We start from the raw sequence: 20,607 nt of genomic DNA on the forward strand, positions 1-20,607 counted from the left end.
GTTTGAGGCCGAAAGACCCCACGCCGGGGGCAAATACGGAATCGCCGTCGTTGGCGTCGACCAAGGCGTCGACCGACCATGTTCCCGCGTTGGTTGCCGGGCCTGCCGCGGACCGGGGCCGCTTGTGCGTCAGTTCCGCAGGGAGGGGTCGCCCAGCAGCTCGTCCACACGCGCCGTGGCACGCTGCTGGGCCGTGCGGGTCGGCGGGACCGGGTCCCTGACCCCGTCGCGCGCGAGACCCTCGGCCTCGACGGCGGCGGAGACCGGGTCATGGTTCGGATCCACTGCGGCCCCGGCCTTCGCCGACTTCGCCCGGGACGGGTGGGGTACGGTCACGGCCACCAGCAGACCGAGCGCGAGCGCCGCGATCCCGATGAGTCCGATACCGACACCCGACTCCGTGTCGGAGAGCAGCAGCATGGCGAGGGTCGAGAAGACGACGGTGACCGAACCGTAGGCGAGCTGTGCAGCAGTGATGCGCGGCATGTCGGTATCCGTCCTCGGGACATCGGATGGGCAGTCACTCGACCCAGTCGCACTGTCGAGCGACTCTATGACGGTGGATGCCCGAGAGGAACGAGCGGTAAGCGTCGCCTAACCCTCAATACCGGTGCACGGGGGGCGCACGGAGTCATCCGGTACCTCGCCCATGAGGCATGACGCGCCGTCACTTGCTCCGTGAGTGTCCGAATATCGGAATCTGACTCCTGCATAGTGCACTTGGCCTGTGCAAGTCAAGGTCTGTCTTTTTTCGTTTAACTCCGATCGAATGGCGTCACTTGTGACGCGTACCGCGCGCGGCCCCTCCTTACCATCCCCCGGCCGCAGCCGCGGGCGCCGGGGAGGACTGCATCACGTGACCACGAAGAGACAGGCGCTTCGCGCCGCGGCGGTTGTCGCGGCCATGGCAGCCACGGCCGCCACGGCGTCGGCATTCGCCACCGCGCAGGCGGATGAACATACATCAGGTACGAAGGCCTCGGTAGTGGAGCGCCGCGACCCGGGCTCGGCCAAGGGCGACTCGCACAACCTGGAGGGTCCCTTCAGCGAGCAGCAGGACGCCCAGCGTCAGGCCGCTCTGGAGCAGGTCGTCGCCGGCGACAAGAAGGTGTCGACGCGCAACGGCTCCAAGGTCGTCAAGCTCGACGACAAGAAGTACGTCGAACTCGGCCGCGAGAAGACCGACAAGATCTTCACGGTCCTCGTCGAGTTCGGCGACCAGGTCGACAACACGACCATGTACGACCCGGACGGCAGCGGCCCCGAGCCGGCCGAGGTGAAGTACGGCGGCACGGCCGGCCCGCAGCACAACCAGATAGCCAAGCCGGACCCGGCGAAGGACAACAGCACCGCCTGGAAGGCCGATTACAACCAGGCGCACTTCCAGGAGCTCTACTTCGGTACGGGCACCGGCACGAACTCGCTGAAGACGTACTACGAGAAGACGTCCTCCGGGCGCTACTCGGTCGACGGCGAGGTCTCCGACTGGGTCAAGGTGCCGTACAACGAGGCCCGTTACGGGTCCAACTACTGCGGTGCGACCAACTGCTCCAACGCCTGGGACATGATCCGGGACGGCGTGAACGCCTGGACCGCGGACCAGAAGGCCAAGGGCCGGACCACCGAGCAGATCAAGACGGACCTCGCTCAGTACGACCAGTGGGACCGTTACGACTACGACAACGACGGCGACTTCAACGAGCCCGACGGCTACATCGACCACTTCCAGATCGTCCACGCCGGTGAGGACGAGTCCGCGGGTGGCGGCGTCCAGGGCACGGACGCCATCTGGGCGCACCGCTGGTACGCCTACGGCACCAACGTCGGCGCGACCGGCCCGGCCGAGAACAAGGCCGGCGGCACCGAGATCGGCGACACCGGTCTCTGGGTCGGCGACTACACGGCGCAGCCCGAGAACGGCGGCCTGGGTGTCTTCGCCCACGAGTACGCCCACGACCTGGGTCTGCCCGACCTGTACGACACCACCAACCGCGCCGAGAACTCGGTCGGTTTCTGGTCCCTGATGTCGGCCGGCTCCTGGCTCGGCACCGGCAAGGACGAGATCGGTGACATGCCCGGCGACATGACCGCCTGGGACAAGCTGCAGCTGGGCTGGCTCAACTACGCCGAGGCCAAGGCGGCGACGAAGTCCACCCACAAGCTGGGCGTGTCCGAGTACAACACCAAGGACAAGCAGGCGCTCGTCGTCACGCTGCCCGACAAGGCCGTCACCACCTCTGTCACGAAGCCCGCCGAGGGCTCCAAGCAGTGGTGGAGCGACATGGGTGACGACCTGAACAACACCCTGACCCGCTCGGTCGACCTGACCGGCAAGTCCACGGCCTCCCTCGACCTCTCGGGCTGGTGGGAGATCGAGAAGGACTACGACTTCCTCTACACCGAGGTGTCGGAGAACGGCGGCGCCAGCTGGACCGCCATCGACGGCACGGTCGACGGCCAGGAGATCCCGCGCGACGCCAGTGACAAGCCGGCCCTGAGCGGCAACTCCGGCGCGTACAAGTCCCTCTCCTACTCGCTGGACGCCTACGCGGGTAAGAAGATCGACATCCGCTTCCGTTACACCACCGACGGTGGCCTGGCCTACACCGGCTTCGCCGCGGACTCCCTCACGATCAACGCCGACGGTGCCGTGCTCTTCTCGGACGACGCCGAGGGCGACGACAACGGCTGGACCGCCAAGGGCTTCACCCGCGTCGGCGAGTCGTTCACCAAGGACTACCCGCAGTTCTACATCGCGGAGAACCGTCAGTACGTCAGCTACGACAAGACCCTCGAGGTCGGCCCGTACAACTTCGGCTTCTCCACGACCCGTCCGGACTGGGTCGAGCACTACTCGTACCAGACCGGTCTGCTCATCTGGCTCTGGGACACCTCCCAGAAGGACAACAACGTCTCGACCCACCCGGGTCAGGGCCTGATCCTGCCGATCGACGCGCACGCCACGCCGCTGAAGTGGGCGAACGGCACCGTCATCCGCAACAAGATCCAGCCCTTCGACGCGCCCTTCAGCCTGCACGCGACCGACAGCTTCACGCTGCACAACGCCGACGTGCCGGTGCAGATCAAGTCGCAGCCCGGCGTCCCGGTCTTCGACGACCACAAGGGCACGTACTGGTACGAGGAGAACAAGACCGGAAGTGTTCAGGTCGCTGACACGAACACCCGGATCTCGATCGTCAACGAGGCCCGTGATGGCTCGTCGATGATCGTCAAGGTGGGGGCCTCGCAGAAGTAACCCCGTAACACCGCAGGTCAGAGCGTGATCGGCCGTCGCCCTCTAGCGGGCGGCGGCCGATCGTGTTTAGGTGCGTCTTATTCGGATGCTTATGGACACGACGTCTCACGGGGGAGCGCGGAACATGGCAGGCGGAGGGTTCAGCACGTTGCCGAACGGCCGGGTGGTGGTGGCGATCACCCTGACCGGCCCGGTGGACGGCCCGGGGCCGGGCATGCCCGTCCGGGTCCTGGTGCACGCGGCCAACCGGGCCCGCGCGCTGACCCGGCTGCGCAATCTGGGACTGCGCGCCGTCTACCTGCGCGGCAACGCGGAGCCACCCACCCCGGACGAGATCACCGCCGTGCTGCACCACCCGGACGGGGTGCTCTGGCGGGCGAGACCGGAGCGGGCCCAGGAGCTCTGGCACCCCATCCGGGCCCTGTTCCGCCCACCGGTACCCGCCTCCCGCCCGGCCTGATCCGACAAAGCGGACGAGAGGCCCTAGACCACGGGCGTACCGGAAAGGTGCGCGCCGGCCCCGCGGAGCTCCTCCAGGGCCCGCTCCGTGGTCTCCTTGGCGACTCCGGCGGTCAGGTCGAGCAGCACATACGTGGTGAAGCCTTCCCGGACCGCGTCCAGCGCCGTCGCCCGCACGCAGTGGTCGGTCGCGATGCCGACCACGTCGACCTCGGTGACGCCGCGGTCCCGCAGCCAGTCGGCCAGACCCACGCCGTTCTCGTCGAGGCCCTCGAAGCCGCTGTACGCCGCGGCGTGGGCGCCCTTGTCGAACACCGCGTTGACCGCCCCCGAGACGACCGCAGGGGCGAAATTGGGGTGGAAGCCCGCCCCCTCGGTGCCGGCGACACAGTGCGCGGGCCAGGAGTGCTCGAAGTCCGGGTGCTCGGAGAAGTGGTCGCCCGGGTCGATGTGGTGGTCACGGGTGGCCACCACATGGCGGTAGCCGGCCTGGGCCGCTCCGATCAGGTCGGTGATGGCGGCGGCGACGTCCGCGCCCCCTGCCACGGCGAGGCTGCCGCCCTCGCAGAAGTCGTTCTGAACGTCCACGACGATCAAGGCGCGATGCATGACGGGTGTCCTTCGGTGAGGGACGGTCGGTGGTCGAGGGGGGCTTCTTCGGGTCCGGGTTCTTGGAAGCGGTTCGCGGGAGGGGGCGCGGCCGGGTCCACCCTCGGGTGGCCCCGGCCCGGCGCCGGTCACGCCTCCCTCACATGTACTCCGTGGGGATCACGGGCTCCCCGCGGGACAGCTGGATCGCCGACATCGGCAGCGCCGCCCGTGCCGCGATGTGCCGCTCACGGGCCGTGTCCAGTGGTTCACGGGCGACCGCCACACCATCCCGGACCAGTTCGACCAGCAGCTGCAGGTCGGCCAGCTCCGGCGGTACGGGGCCGGTGCCGACCACCTCCGCCTCGGCCACCCCGTGCTCGTCCAGCCGGCGCGCGGCCCACTTGCGACCGCCCACCGAGCTCTTCGCGCCGAGCGACTTCTTGGCGACCGGACGCAGCGGTTCCGTGGGGTCGGCGGACCCGGCGCGGGCGACCAGCTTGTAGACCATGGAGCAGGTGGGGTGCCCACTGCCGGTCACCAGCTGCGTGCCGACCCCGTACGCGTCGACCGGCGCCGCGGCCAGCGACGCGATCGCGTACTCGTCGAGGTCAGACGTCACCACGATCTTCGTCTCGGTGGCGCCCAGCGCGTCCAGCTGCTGCCGGACCCGGTGCGCGACCAGCAGCAGGTCCCCGGAGTCGATCCGTACCGCCCCCAGGTCGGTCCCGGCGATCTCCACCGCCGTGCGGACCGCCTCGGTGACGTCGTACGTGTCGACCAGCAGGGTCGTGTCCCGGCCCAGCGAGTCGACCTGGGCCCGGAACGCGTCGCGCTCGGTGTCGTGGAGCAGGGTGAAGGCGTGGGCGCTCGTGCCCACGGTCGGGATGTTGTAGCGGAAGCCCGCGGCCAGGTCGGAGGTGGCGTCGAAGCCGCCGATGTACGCGGCACGTGCCGACGCCACCGCGGACAGTTCATGGGTACGCCGTGCACCCATCTCCATCAGTCCGCGGCCGGCCGCCGCGGCGGACATCCGCGATGCGGCGGCGGCGATCGCCGAGTCGTGGTTGAGGATCGACAGGATCACCGTCTCCAGCAGCACGCATTCGGCGAAGGAGCCCTCGACCCGCAGGATCGGCGAGCCGGGGAAGTACACCTCGCCCTCCGGGTAGCCCCAGATGCTGCCGCTGAACCGATAGTCGGCCAGCCAGGCGAGCGTGGGCCCGTCCACGATGTTCTGTTCGCGCAGGAAGGTGAGCATCTCGTCGTCGAAGTGGAAGTTCTCCACCGCGTCCAGCAGCCGTCCGACGCCTGCGACGACGCCGTAGCGCCGCCCCTCCGGCAGTCGACGGGTGAACACCTCGAAGACCGAGTTCCGGTCGGCCGTACCGGCCTTCAGTGCGGCCTGCACCATCGTGAGCTCGTAGTGGTCGGTGAAGAGCGCGGTCGACGGCACACCGACCCGTCGCCCAAGGTCCGAAGAGTTCATGCTCTGGATGCTACCCCTATTTCGTCAGAGTGACGAGATCTCGGGTCGCTTGTGCACCGCCCCCTGTCGAGTGGCAGCATGGGGTGGGTGAGCGTCGCCCCCACAGAGATCGAGCGTCCCGAATCGGCCGAGGAGAGTGTCGTCGTCCCCGAGCCCGATGTTCCCTGGGTGACGCTGGTGCACAACGACCCGGTCAATCTCATGAGCTATGTGACCTATGTCTTCCAGGCCTACTTCGGCTACACCAAGGACAAGGCGCACAAGCTGATGCTGGACGTCCACCAGAAGGGCCGCGCCGTCGTCTCCAGTGGCACCCGCGAGGAGATGGAACGCGACGTCCAGGCCATGCACGGCTACGGGCTGTGGGCCACCCTCACACAGGACCGCGGCTAGGGGATGGCCTGTGGATCGCGGGACGCGCACATCGTGACCCGGCCGAATCCACCGGACGCCCTCCTGGTGCCCCGGCACCGGTCCGCCCTTCCCCGACCCGCCCGACCCACCATCGGAGAAAACCCATGGCCGGCCACTTCGAGGCCACTCCCGGCGGCGGCGCGGCCGTCGCGCTCGACGAGGTCGAGATCGCCATCCTGCGGTCCCTCGCCGTCCAGCTGCTGGAACTGATCGGACCCGGCGACGAACCCGACGAGGGCGCGGACCCGCTTGCCGCGCTCTTCGCCGAGGGGCCCAGCGAACCGCCCACCGACCCCGCCCTGGCCCGCCTCTTCCCCGAGGCCTACGGCGACGAGGACGGTGAACTGCGCGCCGCGTCCGCCGAGTTCCGCCGCTTCACCGAGAACGACCTGCGCGCCCGCAAGCGCGACGACGCCCTCACGGTCGTGCGCACCCTGGACGCCCTCACCATCTCCGGGGACGGCGGCGCCGTGCTGGAGCTCACCGGGGACGAATGCCGCAAATGGCTCGGTGCGCTCAACGACCTCCGGCTCACCATCGGCACCCGGCTGGAGGTGTCCGAGGAGGACGAGGGGCAGGAGGGCTCGCTCTACCGGCTCCCCGACAGTGATCCGCGCAAGCCGATGGTCATGGCCTACCTCTGGCTCGGTGCGCTGCAGGAAACCCTCGTGGAAACCCTGATGCCGTAGGGCGTGTTTCGAAAGTCCCGCCTGCTCGGCGACGCCTGGCACGCACGCGCTGGCCGCGGCACCCGCCTGCCCGGTCGCCCGCGTACCGGTCCACCCGGTCGCCTGCCTCGCACGTCCGGTCCGCTCCGAAGAGGGTGAAGACCGTCTCACCTGAACGGTGCCTGTCGTGGCGACAGGAGGCCGCTGCCCGCTTTCTCTGATTCCGAGGGCGCAAGGGCCTTTCGTTCGGATCGGGCCGGATCGGGGCCCGATCCCCGGCCCCGAAGGCGCGGACCGGCGTGGAGAAAGGCGCAGCACATGACATCGGCGCAGGTCGACAACGGGCAGGACGACCGCCGAGCCGCAGTGGCCGCGGAAGGCGGCACGGCGGGCGAGGGATACCGGAGGGCGCTCGGCGCCCGCCAGATCCAGATGATCGCCATCGGCGGGGCGATCGGAACCGGTCTCTTCCTCGGTGCGGGAAAGGCGATCGCCAAGGCCGGACCGAGCCTCGTCCTGGCGTACGCCGTGGCCGGCCTGGTGATCTTCTTCATCATGCGCGCCCTGGGCGAACTCCTGATGTACCGCCCGGTGTCCGGCTCCTTCTCGGAGTACGCGCGCGAGTTCGTCGGCCCCTTCGCCGGATTCGTCACCGGCTGGACGTACTGGCTGTTCTGGGTCGTCACCGGAATCACCGAAGTCACCGCGGCAGCCCAGTACATGACGTACTGGTTCGCCATCCCGCAATGGGTGTCGGCACTGGCCTTCACGGTCATCCTGTACGGCGTGAACCTGATCTCCGTGAAGCTCTTCGGAGAACTCGAATTCTGGTTCGCGATGGTCAAGGTGACCGCCATCGTCGGCATGATCCTCATCTGCGCCGGAATCCTGACCCTCGGCTTCTCCGACGCCGGGGACACCGGCTCCGTCACCCATCTCTGGGGCAACGGCGGCTTCTTCCCGCACGGCATCACCGGCACCCTGATGACCCTGCAGATCGTGATGTTCGCCTTCCTCGCGGTGGAACTCGTCGGGGTCACCGCGGGGGAGTCCAAGGATCCGCACACCGTCCTGCCGAAGGCCATCAACACCGTGCCGTGGCGCATCGCGGTCTTCTACGTCGGCGCCCTCGTCATGATCCTCTCCGTGGTTCCGTGGACCGAGTTCCAGCCCGGCGTCTCGCCGTTCGTCGCGGCCTTCCAGAAGATGGGCCTCGGCATCGGCGCCGGCATCGTGAACTTCGTCGTACTGTCCGCCGCGCTGTCCTCCTGCAACTCCGGCATGTACTCCACCGGCCGCATGCTCCGCGACCTCGCCCTCAACGGCCAGGGCCCGCGGCTCTTCACCCGGCTCACCACGAACGGCACCCCGATCGCCGGAACCACCTTCTCCGGTGCCCTGATGCTCGTCGGGGTCTGGGTCAACTACCAGTGGCCCGGCGACGCCTTCACCTACGTCGTCTCCTTCGCCACCATCTCCGGCATGTGGGCCTGGATCATGATCCTCGTCTGCCAGCTCCGCTACCGGGACCTCGCGGACCGCGGCATCCTCCCGCAGTCCCCCTTCCGCGCCCCCGGCGCCCCGTTCACCAGCGTCTTCGCCCTGGCCTTCATCGGGCTGGTCGTCGTGATGATGGGGATCGACGAGGACACCCGGATCTCGCTGTACTGCGCTCCGCTCTGGGCGGCCCTCCTCGGCGTCTCGTTCCTGGTGCTCAGGGCCCGCAACCCCGGGAACAGGGCCTTCGCCAGGAACTGACGGGCCCGGGGCTGCCCCGGTCAGCCCCGGAGGCCGAAGTGTCCACCATGTGGTCCGCCCCGTACCACGCCTCGGTACGGGAGGGGCGCATGCCTATCCTGGCGCCATGCTGACCATCACCCAGGCACTCCACGACCAGATCGTCGCGCACGCCCGCGCCGACCACCCCGACGAGGCGTGCGGCGTGGTCGCGGGACCGGTCGGAACCGGCCGCGCCGAACGGTTCATCCCGATGCTGAACGCCGCCCGCTCGCCCACGTTCTACGAATTCGACTCGGGCGACCTGCTCAAGCTGTACCGGGAGATGGACGACCGGGACGAGGAACCGGTGATCATCTACCACTCCCACACCGCGACCGAGGCCTACCCCTCCCGCACCGACGTCACGTACGCCAACGAACCCGCCGCGCACTACGTCCTCGTCTCCACCGCCGACGCCGAGGAGGCGGGCCCCTTCCAGTTCCGTTCCTTCCGGATCGTCGACGGCGAGATCACCGAGGAAGAGGTCGAAATCGTCGAGGCGTACGAGCCCGCCTGACCCCCTCGGGCGCGGGCGACCGGCCGGACGGGACCGTGACCACCGCGGTCCCGTCCACCTGCCGAACGCCAACCATCCAGCAACTGAGATCACACTCCGGGTCACCAACCGGGAATCGATACGATGACCGCATGGTTCCCCATGACGTGAGCGAGAAGACGCCGGGCACGCTGCTCGTCGCGCGGCTGCACGTCGACCTGTGCAGGCTCTCCAGCGCGATCTGTAGGAGCCGCCTGCGCACCGGCCGCCAGGCCTAGAGCCGGGCCCGTGGCCCGATCGTCCGTTCGTCATGCACCACCCCCGCGCGGGGGCAGAGCCGCGCGCCCCACGCCACCTCTCCGCTTTCGACAGGAGCGCACACCATGGCCATCGAGGTCCGCATCCCGACCATCCTCCGCACCTACACCGACGGCGCCAAGGCCGTGGAGGGCAACGGAGAGACCCTCGCCGACCTCTTCACGGACCTGGACAGCCGCCACAACGGCATCCGTGAGCGCATCGTCGACGGCGACCAGCTCCGCCGCTTCGTGAACGTCTATCTCAACGACGAGGACGTCCGCTTCCTCGACGGCATCTCCACCAAACTCAACGACGGCGACAGCGTCACCATCCTCCCGGCCGTCGCGGGCGGCATGCACTGATGAGGTACGACAGCCCGCTCGCCGCGGTCGGCAACACCCCGCTCGTACGACTGCCCCGGCTGTCGCCGTCCGAGGACGTCCGTATCTGGGCCAAGCTGGAGGACCGCAACCCCACCGGCTCGGTCAAGGACCGCCCCGCGCTCCACATGGTGGAACAGGCGGAGAAGGACGGCCGGTTGACGCCCGGCTGCACCATCCTGGAGCCCACCAGCGGAAACACCGGCATCTCGCTCGCCATGGCGGCCAAGCTCAAGGGCTACCGCATGGTGTGCGTCATGCCGGAGAACACCTCCCAGGAGCGGCGGGACCTGCTCGCCATGTGGGGCGCCGAGATCATCTCCTCGCCGGCCGCGGGCGGGTCCAACACCGCCGTCCGCGTCGCCAAGGAACTGGCCGCCGAGCACCCCGACTGGGTCATGCTCTACCAGTACGGCAACCCGGACAACGCGGGCGCCCACTACGCCACCACCGGCCCGGAGATCCTCGCCGACCTGCCGTCCGTCACCCACTTCGTGGCGGGTCTGGGCACCACCGGCACGCTCATGGGTGTGGGCCGCTACCTGCGCGAGCACAAGCCCGACGTCAGGATCGTCGCCGCCGAGCCGCGCTACGACGACCTGGTCTACGGGCTCCGCAACCTCGACGAGGGCTTCGTGCCCGAGCTCTACGACGCCTCGGTGCTCACCACCCGTTTCTCCGTCGGCTCGGCGGACGCCGTCACCCGCACCCGCGAACTCCTCCAGCAGGAGGGCATCTTCGCGGGCGTCTCCACCGGCGCCGCACTCCACGCCGCGATCGGCGTGGGGAACAAGGCCGTCAAGGCGGGGGAGACGGCCGACATCGTCTTCATCGTCGCCGACGGCGGCTGGAAGTACCTCTCCACGGGCGTCTACACGGCCCCGACGACCGAGGCGGCCATCGAGACCCTGCACGGCCAGCTCTGGGCGTAGCAACCGCATCGCCGGGCGGGCCGCGCGCCCGCCCGGCGCCCGGGGGAGCCGGGCCGGGGACGCCCCCTCACCCCAGCTTCCGCACCTGCTCCCACACCCCCGGGTCCACCGCCCCCACCCGACGCCGGAACAGCCGCACGGTGACCTCGCGCAGCTCGTCCGTCTCCAGGAAGCTCGCCCGCCCCCGCGCGTCCCCCACCGCCCCCGCGGGCAGCGCGATCACCCCGGGCCGACCCTCGTGGTACTTGCTGGTGATCTTCGCCACGCGAGCCGAGTCCCCCCGCACCGACAGCACCAGACAGGGCCGGTCCTTCGCCCCGGGCCCGTCCTCGTACGGCACCTCGGCCCACCAGATCTCACCGGGCCGCGGCTTCTGCCCCGCACCACGGCCCTCACCGCGCCCCGGCCCCGCCGGCGGACGCGTCCGCCCACCCGGACGTGCACCGACGAGCGACCCCGCCGACCCGCCGGAACGGCCCTTCGGCCGCCGCCCGCCCCGCCCCCGCCCATCGGAAACCGCCGCCACGAGTGCGAGCAGCACGACAACGGCGAACGCGATCCACCACGGCATGTCCATGCCCCGACCGTACCGGGGCCCCCGCCTCTTCCGTCGAACCGGTGACAGAGCAGGTGAGTTCCCCCACAACGGACGGCCACGGAGGAGCGACCGGCTGTTTCGCCCCTTACGCTCGACGAACCGCTCAACAGCCCGCACGAACCCTCCCCGTTCCCATGTCCCGGAGGTTCACGCTCCATGAAGCTCACCGTCGTCGGCAGCTCCGGCTCGTTCCCCTCCGTGGGATCAGCCTGTTCGAGCTACCTCGTGGAGGCCGACGGCTTCAGCCTGCTCCTCGACATGGGCAACGGCGCCCTCGGCGAGCTGCAGCGCCATGTGGGTCTCTACGACCTCGACGCCATCTTCCTCAGCCACCTCCATGCCGATCACTGCATCGACATGTGCGCGTACTTCGTCGTCCGCTACTACCGGCACGACGGCGGACGTCCCAGCCCGATCCCGGTCTACGGTCCCGACGGCACCGAGCAGCGGCTGATCACCGCACACGCCGACCTTCCGTCCGAGCACGCGATGAGCGAAGTCTTCGACTTCCACACCCTGAAGCCCGGTTCGTTCGAGATCGGCCCCTTCTCGGTCCGCACGGAGAAGGTCCGTCACCCGGTCGACTCGTACGCCATCCGCATCGAGCACGGCGGCCGCTCGCTGACGTACTCCAGCGACACGGGCGTGTGCGAGGCCCTGAGCGATCTGGCCGAGGGCACCGACCTGTTCCTCTGCGAAGCCTCGTTCGTCCACGGCAAGGAGGACATCCCCGACCTCCACCTCAACGGCCGCGAAGCCGGCGAGATCGCCGCCCGTGCCGGGGTGGGACGGCTCGTCCTCACCCACATCCCGCCGTGGACCGACGCCGACCGCAACCTCGCCGACGCCCGCCTGCTCTACGACGGCCCGGTGACCGTCGCGGTACCGGGCGCCGTCTACGAGATCTGACCGACGACAAAGCCCTCGCCTCCCGGCCACCGGGAGGCGAGGGCTTCGTGCGGTACCGCTACTTCGTCAGGTCCTCCTCCAGCTCGTCGGGCTCCCGGCCCGGCGTCTGGAGGTTGAACCTGGTGATCGCGAACCGGAAGATCACGTAGTACACGGCGGCGAAGACCAGACCGATCGGGATGATCAGCCAGGGTTTGGTCGCCAGGTTCCAGTTGATGACGTAGTCGATCAGACCCGCGGAGAAGCTGAAGCCGTCCTTGACCCCCAGCGCCCAGGTCACCGCCATCGAGACACCGGTGAGCACCGCGTGGATCGCGTAGAGCAGCGGGGCGACGAAGAGGAACGAGTACTCGATCGGTTCGGTGATGCCGGTCACGAACGAGGTCAGGCCGACCGAGAGCATCATGCCGCCGACCGCCTTGCGGCGATGCGGCTTGGCGCAGTGGTAGATGGCCAGCGCCGCCGCCGGGAGCGCGAACATCATGATCGGGAAGAAGCCCGAGGTGAACTGACCGGCCGTCGGGTCGCCCGCCAGGAACCGGCTGATGTCACCGTGCACGACCGTCCCGTCCGGCTTGGTGAAGTCACCGAACTGGAACCAGACGAAGGTGTTCAGGAACTGGTGCAGACCGATGACCAGGAGCGCGCGGTTGGCGATACCGAAGATTCCGGAGCCCGCCCAGCCCAGGTCCGCCAGCCACTCCGAGAAGCTGGTCAGACCGTCACCGATCGGCTGCCAGAGCCAGGCGCAGAGCGCCGCGAAGCACAGGCCGACGAACGCCATGATGATCGGGACGAGCCTGCGGCCGTTGAAGAAGCCCAGCCAGTCCACCAGCTTGACCCGGTGGTACCGCTGCCAGAACCAGGCGGACAGCAGACCCATCACGATGCCGCCGAAGACTCCGGGGTTCTGGTAGGCCGCGGGGGTGACCACCGCGTCGGTGGTGACACAGGTACCGGACCAGATGCCGCCCGGAGTGAACGTCGAACCCGGCGCACAGTCCACCGGGAAGGCGTGCAGCACCGCGTAGTAGACGAGGAAGCCGGCCACCGCGGCGAGTGCGGTCGAACCGTCCGACTTCTTCGCCATCCCGATGGCGACCCCGACGCAGAACAGCAGCGGAAGGCCGAGCCCCGAGTCGAGCAGCACGCCGCCCGCCGCGGCGAAGACCTTGGCGACGTTGGTCCAGCCCAGCCCCTCGTCGCCGAATACATCCGGTTGGCCCAGCCGGTTGAGGATGCCTGCCGCCGGCAGGACGGCAATCGGGAGCTGGAGGCTGCGCCCCATCTTCTGAAGACCCTGGAAGAAGCCGTTCCACCAGGTCTTGCGCGGTACTGCGGTACTGCTCGAACTCATCGGCGTCCTCCCCGGAACTGGGTGCTTTCGGTGGTGGTGCGCAGTGGCGTCGGCCAGTCGGGTACGGGGTGTAACCCGCCTGGCCGACAGAGCACTGATGATCGTCATCATTGGGGAGGAAGCGAACACTCGCCCGTGAAGCTGGGCCAAACGTGCGTTACGGTGACGAAACGGACCCGTGGTGGGCCGTCACATCCAGGGGAACAACCAGGGAGAAGGCCATGGCCAGCAAGGCTGAGAAGATCGTCGCCGGGCTCGGCGGTATCGAGAACATCGACGAGATCGAAGGGTGCATCACGCGCCTGCGCACCGAGGTCCACGACCCCGCCAAGGTCGACGAAGTCGCCCTCAAAGCGGCCGGAGCCCACGGAGTCGTCAAGATGGGCACCGCGATCCAGGTCGTCATCGGCACCGACGCCGACCCCATCGCCGCCGACATCGAAGACATGATGTGACCAGCCGCCCCACCCCTCGCTGAGCCACCCCGCTCAGCCACGCCGCACAGGCCCCGCCCCTCGCGCCGGGGCCTGTGCCGCCCTCGGCCGGCAGCCGCACCGGCAACCAGGCCGCCGAGCCGGCTGCCGGCCGCCCGGCACCGCACGAAAGCCGCACCCCGACGCCGCCGAGCACCCGAACGGCCGCCGCCCCCACACCCGATACAGTCGACGCCATGTCTCGTATCGACGGCCGCACCCCCGAACAACTCCGTCCCGTCACCATCGAACGCGGATGGAGCAAGCACGCCGAAGGATCCGTACTCATCTCCTTCGGCGACACCAAGGTCTTCTGCACCGCCTCCGTCACCGAGGGCGTCCCCCGCTGGCGCAAGGGCAGCGGCGAAGGCTGGGTCACCGCCGAATACTCCATGCTGCCCCGCTCCACCAACACCCGCGGCGACCGCGAGTCCGTCCGCGGCAAGATCGGCGGCCGCACCCACGAGATCAGCCGGCTCATCGGCCGCTCCCTGCGCGCCGTCGTCGACTACAAGGCCCTCGGCGAGAACACCATCGTCCTCGACTGCGACGTCCTCCAGGCCGACGGCGGCACCCGCACCGCCGCCATCACCGGCGCCTACGTCGCCCTCGCCGACGCCATCACCTGGGCCCAGGGCAAGAAGCTCGTCAAGCACGGCCGCAAGCCGCTCACCGACACCGTCTCCGCGATCAGCGTCGGCATCGTCGACGGCACCCCCCTCCTCGACCTCTGCTACGAGGAGGACGTCCGCGCCGAGACCGACATGAACGTCGTCTGCACCGGCGACGGCCGCTTCGTCGAGGTCCAGGGCACCGCCGAGGCCACCCCCTTCGACCGCAAGGAACTCGGCGCCCTCCTCGACCTCGCCACCGCGGGCTGCGCGGAGCTCACCGTCCTCCAGACGAACGCCCTGGCCCGCACCCTCGGCGCATAGCCCCCACACCCGGCGTTGGTGCTGGTGGGCTCGCGTATTCACCCGTCGCGAGTTGACCCCTCTCGCTCCGGCACTGCTACTGAGCGTGAGAGCTTGGGGGGATTCTGGGTGTCAGGGGCATCCGGTGGGATGAGCGCGTGACTGTCTATGACGTAGCTCGCCGGCTCCCTTCCGGCCGGCGAGCGCCACCCCACCCCGCTGGGGCAGGCGTTCGCCGAGTACGGGCGGATCGCCAAGACCCTCGCGCGACCCGGACGCCGCGGCGCTCGACGACGAAGACGACGGTGTAGCGGAGTGAGCGTCCCGGTCAGCCCTCCGCAGCCGCAGCCGGTCGCAGACTTCGCTTCGGCGGCTGCCGCCGAAGGGTCGGCGGCCTACTCGTGGTCAGTGCAGAGGTGGGCAATCAGGGCCGCGCAGGCCCACTCCTCCCAGGCGTCGGGGGACCAGCCCCGGTTGCGGACAAAGATCAGGTACAGCTCCGGGCTGAGAAGCCCGTACAGCAGGTCGGCGGCGCGGGCGGTGTCGACGTCGGGGCGGGCGTCGGGCTTGGAGGCCAGTGCCTTCGCTGCGGCGTGCTGGACGGTGTAGCGCGGATCGGGGCCGGCGGGCCACTGCGCGGCGATCTCCGGGTCCGTGGCCGCGGCAGCCGCGATCAACGGCATGATCGGGGCGACACGGCCGAGGATGTCGCGTACACCCCGTACGTGGGCGCGCAGCTGCCCGGCTGCGGTGGGCTCGGCGCACGCGGCGCGGAACCAGTCGCGGTCCATCGTGGCGACCGGTTCGACGTCGCCCGCGATGGACGTGTCGACGACGTCTTTGAACAGCGCGCGCTTGTTGCGGAACACGAAATACACGGTCTGGACGGCCACACCCGCGCGATCCGCAACCTCCTGAAGGCTTGTCGCGCCGTACCCCTGTGCGACGAACAGCTCCCGCGCCGCCGCAATGATCTTCTCGCGGGTGCGCCGCGAGCGCTCGGCCCGCTTGTCGGGGCGCTTGGCGTTCTGTCCGTCGGATCCCTTGACTGCATCCATGCCGGGAGTTTATCTCTAGAGTCAATCATTAGAGATGGACTCTAATTTCTTGGAGGGGCAGCGATGAGTGAGACTCGAACGGCTGTTGAGCTCGACCAAGAGGCTGCTGTGCGCCGCGAGTTGGAGGACTTCTACCGGGCCGGCAGGCCGCCGTGGGACTGCGGTGTCACCCCGCCCGAGCTGGTAGCCCTGGTAGACGGGCCTGACGCACTGATGCCGGGCCAGGTCCTCGAACTCGGCTGCGGCACCGGGACCAACGCGGTGTACCTGGCCCGGCACGGCTGGCGGGTGGCGGCCGTCGACCTGGTAGACCGCGCGGTCCGGCAGGCGAGGGAGAAGGCCGCTGCGGCCGGAGTGGACGTCACGGTGCTGTGCGGGGACGCCACCCGACTCGACGAGGTGGGCGTGCCCGGCCCGTACGACCTGTTCTTCGACCTGAGCTGCTACTGCGGGATTCCACCGCACCGCCGCGACGCCTACGCGGCCGGCCTCACGAAGCGTGCCGCCCCCGGCGCACGACTGCTGATGTTCGGCTACGGGCCCGAGGCTTTCGACGACCCAATCTCCGGCGTCACCGCCGACGAACTCAGCGCCAGGTTCGCTGGGTGGCAGCTGGCCGACGTGACGCCCGGCACGAACCCGGTCCCGACTTTCTGGTTCACGCTGCACCGCGCCGCCGCCGCGGCGTGAGCTTCAGTCGCACCGGGCAGCTTCGGGCCGCGGACGTCGCGCGCGGCGTGCCGGCATCTACGACCCCAACGGCATGGGTGCCATGTTCTTCGCCGTGCTCGCCGTCGTGGGGCAGATAAAGCGCTACTCCATCCGGGAGAAGCCCCTCGAAGGGCAGGTCGTCGCTGCGTTCGAGGGCAACCACGGTGGGCGGCCGAAGGCCATCGACGGCGACATGCTGACCTCCGCCGTCGCGCTTAAGGACAAGGGCGTCCTCGTCCCCGACACCACCCCCGCGAAGACGCAACCGCACCGGCACGGCCACGCGTCGTCACGAGTACGGGCGCACGGGTCGAACCGTGCGCCCGTCCGCGTATCCGCACCCGGGGAGGAACCCGCGCCATGACCGAGGCCGCCCGCCGTCGCCGCAGCACCGTCGTCCCGACGCTCGCCCTGGCCTCGCTCGCCCTCACCGCCGTGGTCGGCTGCGGCAGCATCGACAAGGCGCTCGACTGCGTCCGCACCGCTGACGCCATCGCCACCAGCGTCGACAACCTCCAACAGGCCGTCTCGAACGCTTCCAACGACCCCACCCAGGCATCCGAAGCCCTCGACGAGATCGACCGGGAACTCGGCAACCTCGGCGACCGGACGGACGACGCCGACCTGTCCAAGGCCGTCGACCACCTCCGGACCGGCGCCCAGAACGTCCGTGACTCCATCGACCGGGGCGACAGCACCCCCGACCTCTCCCCGGTCACCGAAGCCGCCCAGGAGATCGGCCGGGTCTGCACACCCTGACCACCCCCGATACTGGGGGCATGACCCGCTTGATTCTCGCCACCCGCAACGCCGGGAAGATCACCGAACTCCACGCGATCCTCGCCGCCGCGGGCCTCGACCACGAACTCGTCGGCGCGGACGCATACCCCCACGTCCCCGACGTCAAGGAAACCGGCGTCACCTTCGCCGAGAACGCCCTCCTCAAGGCCCACGCCCTCGCGAAGGCCACCGGCCACCCCGCCGTCGCCGACGACTCCGGCCTCTGCGTGGACGTGCTCGGCGGCGCCCCCGGCATCTTCTCCGCCCGCTGGGCCGGCACCCACGGCGACGACCGGGCCAACCTGGACCTGCTCCTGGCCCAACTCTCCGACATCGACGCCCCCCACCGCGGCGCCCACTTCGCCTGCGCCGCGGCCCTGGTCCTTCCCGACGGCACGGAACACGTGGTCGAGGGCCGACTGAGCGGCACCCTGCGCCACACGCCGGCCGGCACCAACGGTTTCGGCTACGACCCGATCCTTCAGCCGGAGGGCGAGACGCGCACCTGCGCGGAGCTGACCGCCGAGGAGAAGAACGCGATCAGCCACCGGGGCAAGGCGTTCCGCGCGCTGGTGCCGGTGGTGCGGGAGCTGGTGGGGTGACAGCACGATGCCGGGCACCTCGGAGGTGCCCGGCATCGGTTTCGCATGGTGCGCCCGGTCGGACTCGAACCGACACAAACACGACTACCTAAAAGTCGCCGCTCACCAGTTGGCGTACGGGCGCAAACCAAAGCAATGCTACTGCTTCCTGAGGGATGAACGGGAGCGATTGGCGAAGGTCTCCGTCTGGCTGTGGCAGGACGGACACAGGTACCGCAGGTTCTCGCGGCGGTTGCCCAGCCGGTCGCGGCCAGTGAAGTGCTCGGTGAAATGCTGTGGCTTCGATGCTGCACTTCAGGAGAGCGCGACCGGCGTCGTTGTCGATGCGGCCGCCTGCCTCGGCACCGTATCGGGCAGGGCGCCGAGTGTGAGAGCGGGTTTGTCCACGTTGCGGCGGCGGCCTCCTCGGCACCAGGTATCGGTGATGGCGTGGCAGTTCGGGCACAGCAGGCGAAGGTTCTTGGCGCGGTCGTCGCTCCAGTCGCCGTTGATGTGGTCCACCTCCAGAGTCAGGGTTTTCCCTTGCCAGTGCGAACTGGTTCCACACTCCGCGCACCTCTCGGGTACGCCGATCTCGGCGAGTGCCCGGCGCAGCATCGTGGTTCTCGTGCGACGCGTGCCGTCGTGCTTCACCAATACCTCTTCGGGGCGCTTGGTGGGTGTCGTGCCCGGCAGGCCACGCTGGTGGGCCTGCCCCAGAAAGTGTGTGGTGGTGAGTCGTTCTGCGCTGATCCACTTGCGCAGCAGGGCTCGTTGGCGTCGGTTGTCAGGGCGGTCGAGCTTGCGGAGCAGTTCGGCAACGGAACGAGAGCCCGCTACAGCCTCGCGGAGAGCCCTTGACGAGGGGCGATCTCCGGCAGTGTCCGAGTCGCGCCTGCGGAAGTGAGAGATGTCGATGTCGAAATGAGTGAAACGTCGTAGCAGGTACGTCCTGAGCTGGGCATAGGGGCGCGTCCCGAAGAAGGCGATGACGGAGTCGATGTCGGAGCACTGTTCCGCCGCCTCGATCAGCCGCTCACGTGTGTACTCGCGCCGCTGGCTCATGCGCCACCGATTCCTGCGCCCTGCCCCTTGGCGCGACCACGATATGTGTCGGTTACCGAGTGGCAGTTCGGACACAGCAGCCGAAGATTTTGCAGCCGGTTGTCGCGCCACTTGCCGTTGATGTGGTCCACCTCGAGCGGGAGCGGCTGACCGCGCCAGATTGGTTCTGTGCCGCAGAGTGCACACCGCTGCGCGACGCCGAGCGCCACCATGGCGGGCTTGAGGCGGGCTCCGGGAATGCGGCGTGCGTGTGGTGAACAGTCCTCGACCAGTAGTTCTCGGGGCGTGCGGCGGAGCTTTTTCGTCCCGCTTCTCGACGGCTGGGCGAAGTGTGAGGTGTCGAGGCCGTACGCCTTGATGCGGCGACTGATGTTGGTGTGGTGGCCGCCCACCGCCTCAAGACCGAGGCGTCGCAGCACCTCATGCACGCTCTTCGAGGCAGCGACCACGGGTTCAAGAATCTCCCTCGTCCAGCGGGATCCCTCGCGCTCGAAGTGCCTGGTGTCTATGCCCATCTTCCGCATACGTTCGCGGATGTAGCCCCGTGTCGAGCTCCTTGGGTCCACTCCAAGTCTCGTCAACATCTCGGACAGCGTCCGAGACGATGAGGCGGCCTTCGTGAGCCGCTCCCGCGTGTAGGGGCTTACCGGCATGATTCCTCCGCATCCGACCGTGCGTTCGTGGCCTCGTACGGAGCAACGAACCGTTTGTCGGAGGGTCACGTCCGATATCCGAAAAGATGCGGAATTGTTCGGACCGTTTCGGCGTCAGTTGACGCCGGTCATGCCATGTCGCGTGGAGTGCGACCGCCCTGGGGCAGAACCTGGCGGCCGCAAACCGAATCGCGGGCCGATGGAGATGGCTCTCACGTCACCCGCGAGCTCCGCGGAGTTTCCGGTGGGCCCGTCGTCAGATCCCGAGGTCCTTGATGATCTTGGCGACGTGACCGGTGGCCTTGACGTTGTAGAGGGCCCGTTCGACCTTGCCCTCCTCGTCCACGACGACCGTGGAGCGGATGACGCCGGTCACCGTTTTGCCGTAGAGCTTCTTCTCGCCGAAGGCGCCGTAGGCCGCGAGGGTCTCCTTGGAGGGGTCGCCGACCAGGGTGACCTTGAGGTTCTCCTTCTCGCGGAACTTGGCGAGCTTCTCGGGCTTGTCCGGGGAGACGCCGATGACGTCGTATCCGGCACCCGCGAGCAGGTCCAGGTTGTCGGTGAAGTCGCAGGCCTGCTTGGTGCATCCGGGCGTGAGGGCGGCCGGGTAGAAGTAGACGATGACCTTGCGGCCCTTGTGGTCGGCGAGGGAGATCTCGTTGCCGTCGGCGTCGGGGAGGGTGAAGGCGGGGGCGGTGTCGCCGGGCTGGAGTCGCTCGCTCATGGTTCTCCTCAGGTGGCACGTGA

The 20,607-nt window shown here is 68.9% G+C and carries 25 protein-coding genes and 1 tRNA gene; 16 read left to right on the forward strand and 10 right to left on the reverse strand.

Features of this window, described 5'->3' with window-relative positions; all coding sequences use genetic code 11:
* Positions 1-129: 129 nt before the first annotated feature.
* Positions 130-486, reverse strand: coding sequence for a hypothetical protein (locus AB0L71_RS30915; protein ID WP_365249413.1), 357 nt, complete (start codon positions 484-486; stop codon positions 130-132).
* A 370-nt stretch (positions 487-856) separates the two neighbouring features.
* Between AB0L71_RS30915 and AB0L71_RS30920 the strand changes: the two genes are divergently transcribed.
* Together AB0L71_RS30920 and AB0L71_RS30925 are read left to right on the forward strand one after the other, a co-directional pair.
* A complete protein-coding gene (locus AB0L71_RS30920; protein ID WP_365249416.1) occupies positions 857-3,256 on the forward strand; it encodes an immune inhibitor A domain-containing protein in 2,400 nt (799 codons plus the stop codon).
* A gap of 124 nt (positions 3,257-3,380) precedes the next feature.
* Entirely contained in the window at positions 3,381-3,716 is a 336-nt protein-coding gene (locus AB0L71_RS30925) for a hypothetical protein (RefSeq protein ID WP_365249419.1), read from the forward strand.
* Between the two features lie 23 nt (positions 3,717-3,739).
* Here the strand turns inward: AB0L71_RS30925 and AB0L71_RS30930 are convergent, their stop codons facing one another.
* Positions 3,740-4,324 (reverse strand): isochorismatase family protein, encoded by a 585-nt coding sequence (locus AB0L71_RS30930; RefSeq protein ID WP_365249422.1) that lies wholly within the window; start codon positions 4,322-4,324, stop codon positions 3,740-3,742.
* A 139-nt stretch (positions 4,325-4,463) separates the two neighbouring features.
* Positions 4,464-5,792 (reverse strand): nicotinate phosphoribosyltransferase, encoded by a 1,329-nt coding sequence (locus AB0L71_RS30935; RefSeq protein WP_365249425.1) that lies wholly within the window; start codon positions 5,790-5,792, stop codon positions 4,464-4,466.
* Between the two features lie 78 nt (positions 5,793-5,870).
* Between AB0L71_RS30935 and clpS the strand changes: the two genes are divergently transcribed.
* From clpS to AB0L71_RS30970, 7 genes are all read left to right on the forward strand, one after another.
* Positions 5,871-6,185, forward strand: coding sequence for an ATP-dependent Clp protease adapter ClpS (clpS, locus tag AB0L71_RS30940; RefSeq protein ID WP_365249428.1), 315 nt, complete (start codon positions 5,871-5,873; stop codon positions 6,183-6,185).
* A 125-nt stretch (positions 6,186-6,310) separates the two neighbouring features.
* Positions 6,311-6,895: a DUF2017 domain-containing protein gene (locus tag AB0L71_RS30945; protein ID WP_365249431.1), complete on the forward strand. Its 585-nt coding sequence runs from the start codon at positions 6,311-6,313 to the stop codon at positions 6,893-6,895.
* A gap of 297 nt (positions 6,896-7,192) precedes the next feature.
* The gene (locus AB0L71_RS30950) at positions 7,193-8,632 is read left to right on the forward strand and encodes an amino acid permease (RefSeq protein WP_365249434.1); all 1,440 of its coding nucleotides are present in this window, start codon (positions 7,193-7,195) and stop codon (positions 8,630-8,632) included.
* 106 nt (positions 8,633-8,738) lie between these two features.
* Positions 8,739-9,170 (forward strand): M67 family metallopeptidase, encoded by a 432-nt coding sequence (locus AB0L71_RS30955; RefSeq protein WP_365249437.1) that lies wholly within the window; start codon positions 8,739-8,741, stop codon positions 9,168-9,170.
* 131 nt (positions 9,171-9,301) lie between these two features.
* Positions 9,302-9,427, forward strand: coding sequence for a putative leader peptide (locus AB0L71_RS30960; protein WP_365249440.1), 126 nt, complete (start codon positions 9,302-9,304; stop codon positions 9,425-9,427).
* Between the two features lie 105 nt (positions 9,428-9,532).
* Positions 9,533-9,811 carry a MoaD/ThiS family protein gene (locus AB0L71_RS30965; RefSeq protein WP_365249443.1) on the forward strand — a complete coding sequence of 93 codons (279 nt, stop codon included), beginning with the start codon at positions 9,533-9,535 and terminating at the stop codon, positions 9,809-9,811.
* The gene (locus AB0L71_RS30970) at positions 9,811-10,761 is read left to right on the forward strand and encodes a cysteine synthase (RefSeq protein WP_365249445.1); all 951 of its coding nucleotides are present in this window, start codon (positions 9,811-9,813) and stop codon (positions 10,759-10,761) included. The genes AB0L71_RS30965 and AB0L71_RS30970 overlap by 1 nt, the downstream gene beginning before the upstream one ends.
* 67 nt (positions 10,762-10,828) lie before the next feature.
* Here the strand turns inward: AB0L71_RS30970 and AB0L71_RS30975 are convergent, their stop codons facing one another.
* A complete protein-coding gene (locus AB0L71_RS30975; protein ID WP_365249448.1) occupies positions 10,829-11,338 on the reverse strand; it encodes a type II toxin-antitoxin system PemK/MazF family toxin in 510 nt (169 codons plus the stop codon).
* 177 nt (positions 11,339-11,515) lie between these two features.
* Here AB0L71_RS30975 and AB0L71_RS30980 point away from each other — a divergent pair, with 177 nt between their 5' ends.
* Positions 11,516-12,268 (forward strand): MBL fold metallo-hydrolase, encoded by a 753-nt coding sequence (locus tag AB0L71_RS30980; RefSeq protein WP_365249450.1) that lies wholly within the window; start codon positions 11,516-11,518, stop codon positions 12,266-12,268.
* 58 nt (positions 12,269-12,326) lie between these two features.
* On the opposite strand, the gene AB0L71_RS30985 is transcribed toward AB0L71_RS30980, so the two are convergent.
* Positions 12,327-13,625, reverse strand: coding sequence for a PTS transporter subunit EIIC (locus tag AB0L71_RS30985; RefSeq protein ID WP_365249453.1), 1,299 nt, complete (start codon positions 13,623-13,625; stop codon positions 12,327-12,329).
* Positions 13,626-13,777: 152 nt separating this feature from the next.
* Here AB0L71_RS30985 and AB0L71_RS30990 point away from each other — a divergent pair, with 152 nt between their 5' ends.
* Positions 13,778-14,080: a PTS glucose/sucrose transporter subunit IIB gene (locus AB0L71_RS30990; RefSeq protein WP_365249456.1), complete on the forward strand. Its 303-nt coding sequence runs from the start codon at positions 13,778-13,780 to the stop codon at positions 14,078-14,080.
* Positions 14,081-14,295: 215 nt separating this feature from the next.
* Positions 14,296-15,033 (forward strand): ribonuclease PH, encoded by a 738-nt coding sequence (gene rph, locus AB0L71_RS30995; protein ID WP_365249459.1) that lies wholly within the window; start codon positions 14,296-14,298, stop codon positions 15,031-15,033.
* A gap of 374 nt (positions 15,034-15,407) precedes the next feature.
* Here the strand turns inward: rph and AB0L71_RS31000 are convergent, their stop codons facing one another.
* Positions 15,408-16,070: a helix-turn-helix domain-containing protein gene (locus tag AB0L71_RS31000; RefSeq protein WP_365249462.1), complete on the reverse strand. Its 663-nt coding sequence runs from the start codon at positions 16,068-16,070 to the stop codon at positions 15,408-15,410.
* A gap of 63 nt (positions 16,071-16,133) precedes the next feature.
* On the opposite strand from AB0L71_RS31000, the gene AB0L71_RS31005 reads away from it, so the two are divergent.
* The 4 genes from AB0L71_RS31005 (at position 16,134) to rdgB (ending at position 18,163) form a co-directional block, all read left to right on the forward strand.
* A complete protein-coding gene (locus AB0L71_RS31005; RefSeq protein ID WP_365249465.1) occupies positions 16,134-16,760 on the forward strand; it encodes a class I SAM-dependent methyltransferase in 627 nt (208 codons plus the stop codon).
* 73 nt (positions 16,761-16,833) lie between these two features.
* Entirely contained in the window at positions 16,834-17,145 is a 312-nt protein-coding gene (locus tag AB0L71_RS31010) for a hypothetical protein (RefSeq protein ID WP_365249468.1), read from the forward strand.
* Positions 17,142-17,540 (forward strand): hypothetical protein, encoded by a 399-nt coding sequence (locus AB0L71_RS31015; RefSeq protein WP_365249471.1) that lies wholly within the window; start codon positions 17,142-17,144, stop codon positions 17,538-17,540. Before AB0L71_RS31010 ends, AB0L71_RS31015 begins: the two co-directional genes overlap by 4 nt.
* A 20-nt stretch (positions 17,541-17,560) precedes the next feature.
* Entirely contained in the window at positions 17,561-18,163 is a 603-nt protein-coding gene (gene rdgB / locus AB0L71_RS31020) for an RdgB/HAM1 family non-canonical purine NTP pyrophosphatase (RefSeq protein ID WP_365249474.1), read from the forward strand.
* A gap of 46 nt (positions 18,164-18,209) precedes the next feature.
* On the opposite strand, the gene AB0L71_RS31025 is transcribed toward rdgB, so the two are convergent.
* The 4 genes from AB0L71_RS31025 to bcp form a co-directional block, all read right to left on the reverse strand.
* Positions 18,210-18,287, reverse strand: a tRNA-Leu gene (locus AB0L71_RS31025).
* A gap of 170 nt (positions 18,288-18,457) precedes the next feature.
* Complete coding sequence (locus AB0L71_RS31030; RefSeq protein WP_365249477.1) at positions 18,458-19,207, reverse strand: HNH endonuclease signature motif containing protein; 750 nt, start codon at positions 19,205-19,207, stop codon at positions 18,458-18,460.
* A complete protein-coding gene (locus tag AB0L71_RS31035) occupies positions 19,204-19,860 on the reverse strand; it encodes an HNH endonuclease signature motif containing protein (RefSeq protein ID WP_365249479.1) in 657 nt (218 codons plus the stop codon). Before AB0L71_RS31035 ends, AB0L71_RS31030 begins: the two co-directional genes overlap by 4 nt.
* A gap of 256 nt (positions 19,861-20,116) precedes the next feature.
* Positions 20,117-20,584 (reverse strand): thioredoxin-dependent thiol peroxidase, encoded by a 468-nt coding sequence (gene bcp / locus AB0L71_RS31040; protein WP_365249482.1) that lies wholly within the window; start codon positions 20,582-20,584, stop codon positions 20,117-20,119.
* Positions 20,585-20,607 lie beyond the last annotated feature (23 nt).

Source organism: Streptomyces sp. NPDC052052 (genome assembly GCF_040680455.1).
In the GTDB taxonomy this organism is placed as follows: Bacteria; Actinomycetota; Actinomycetes; order Streptomycetales; family Streptomycetaceae; genus Streptomyces.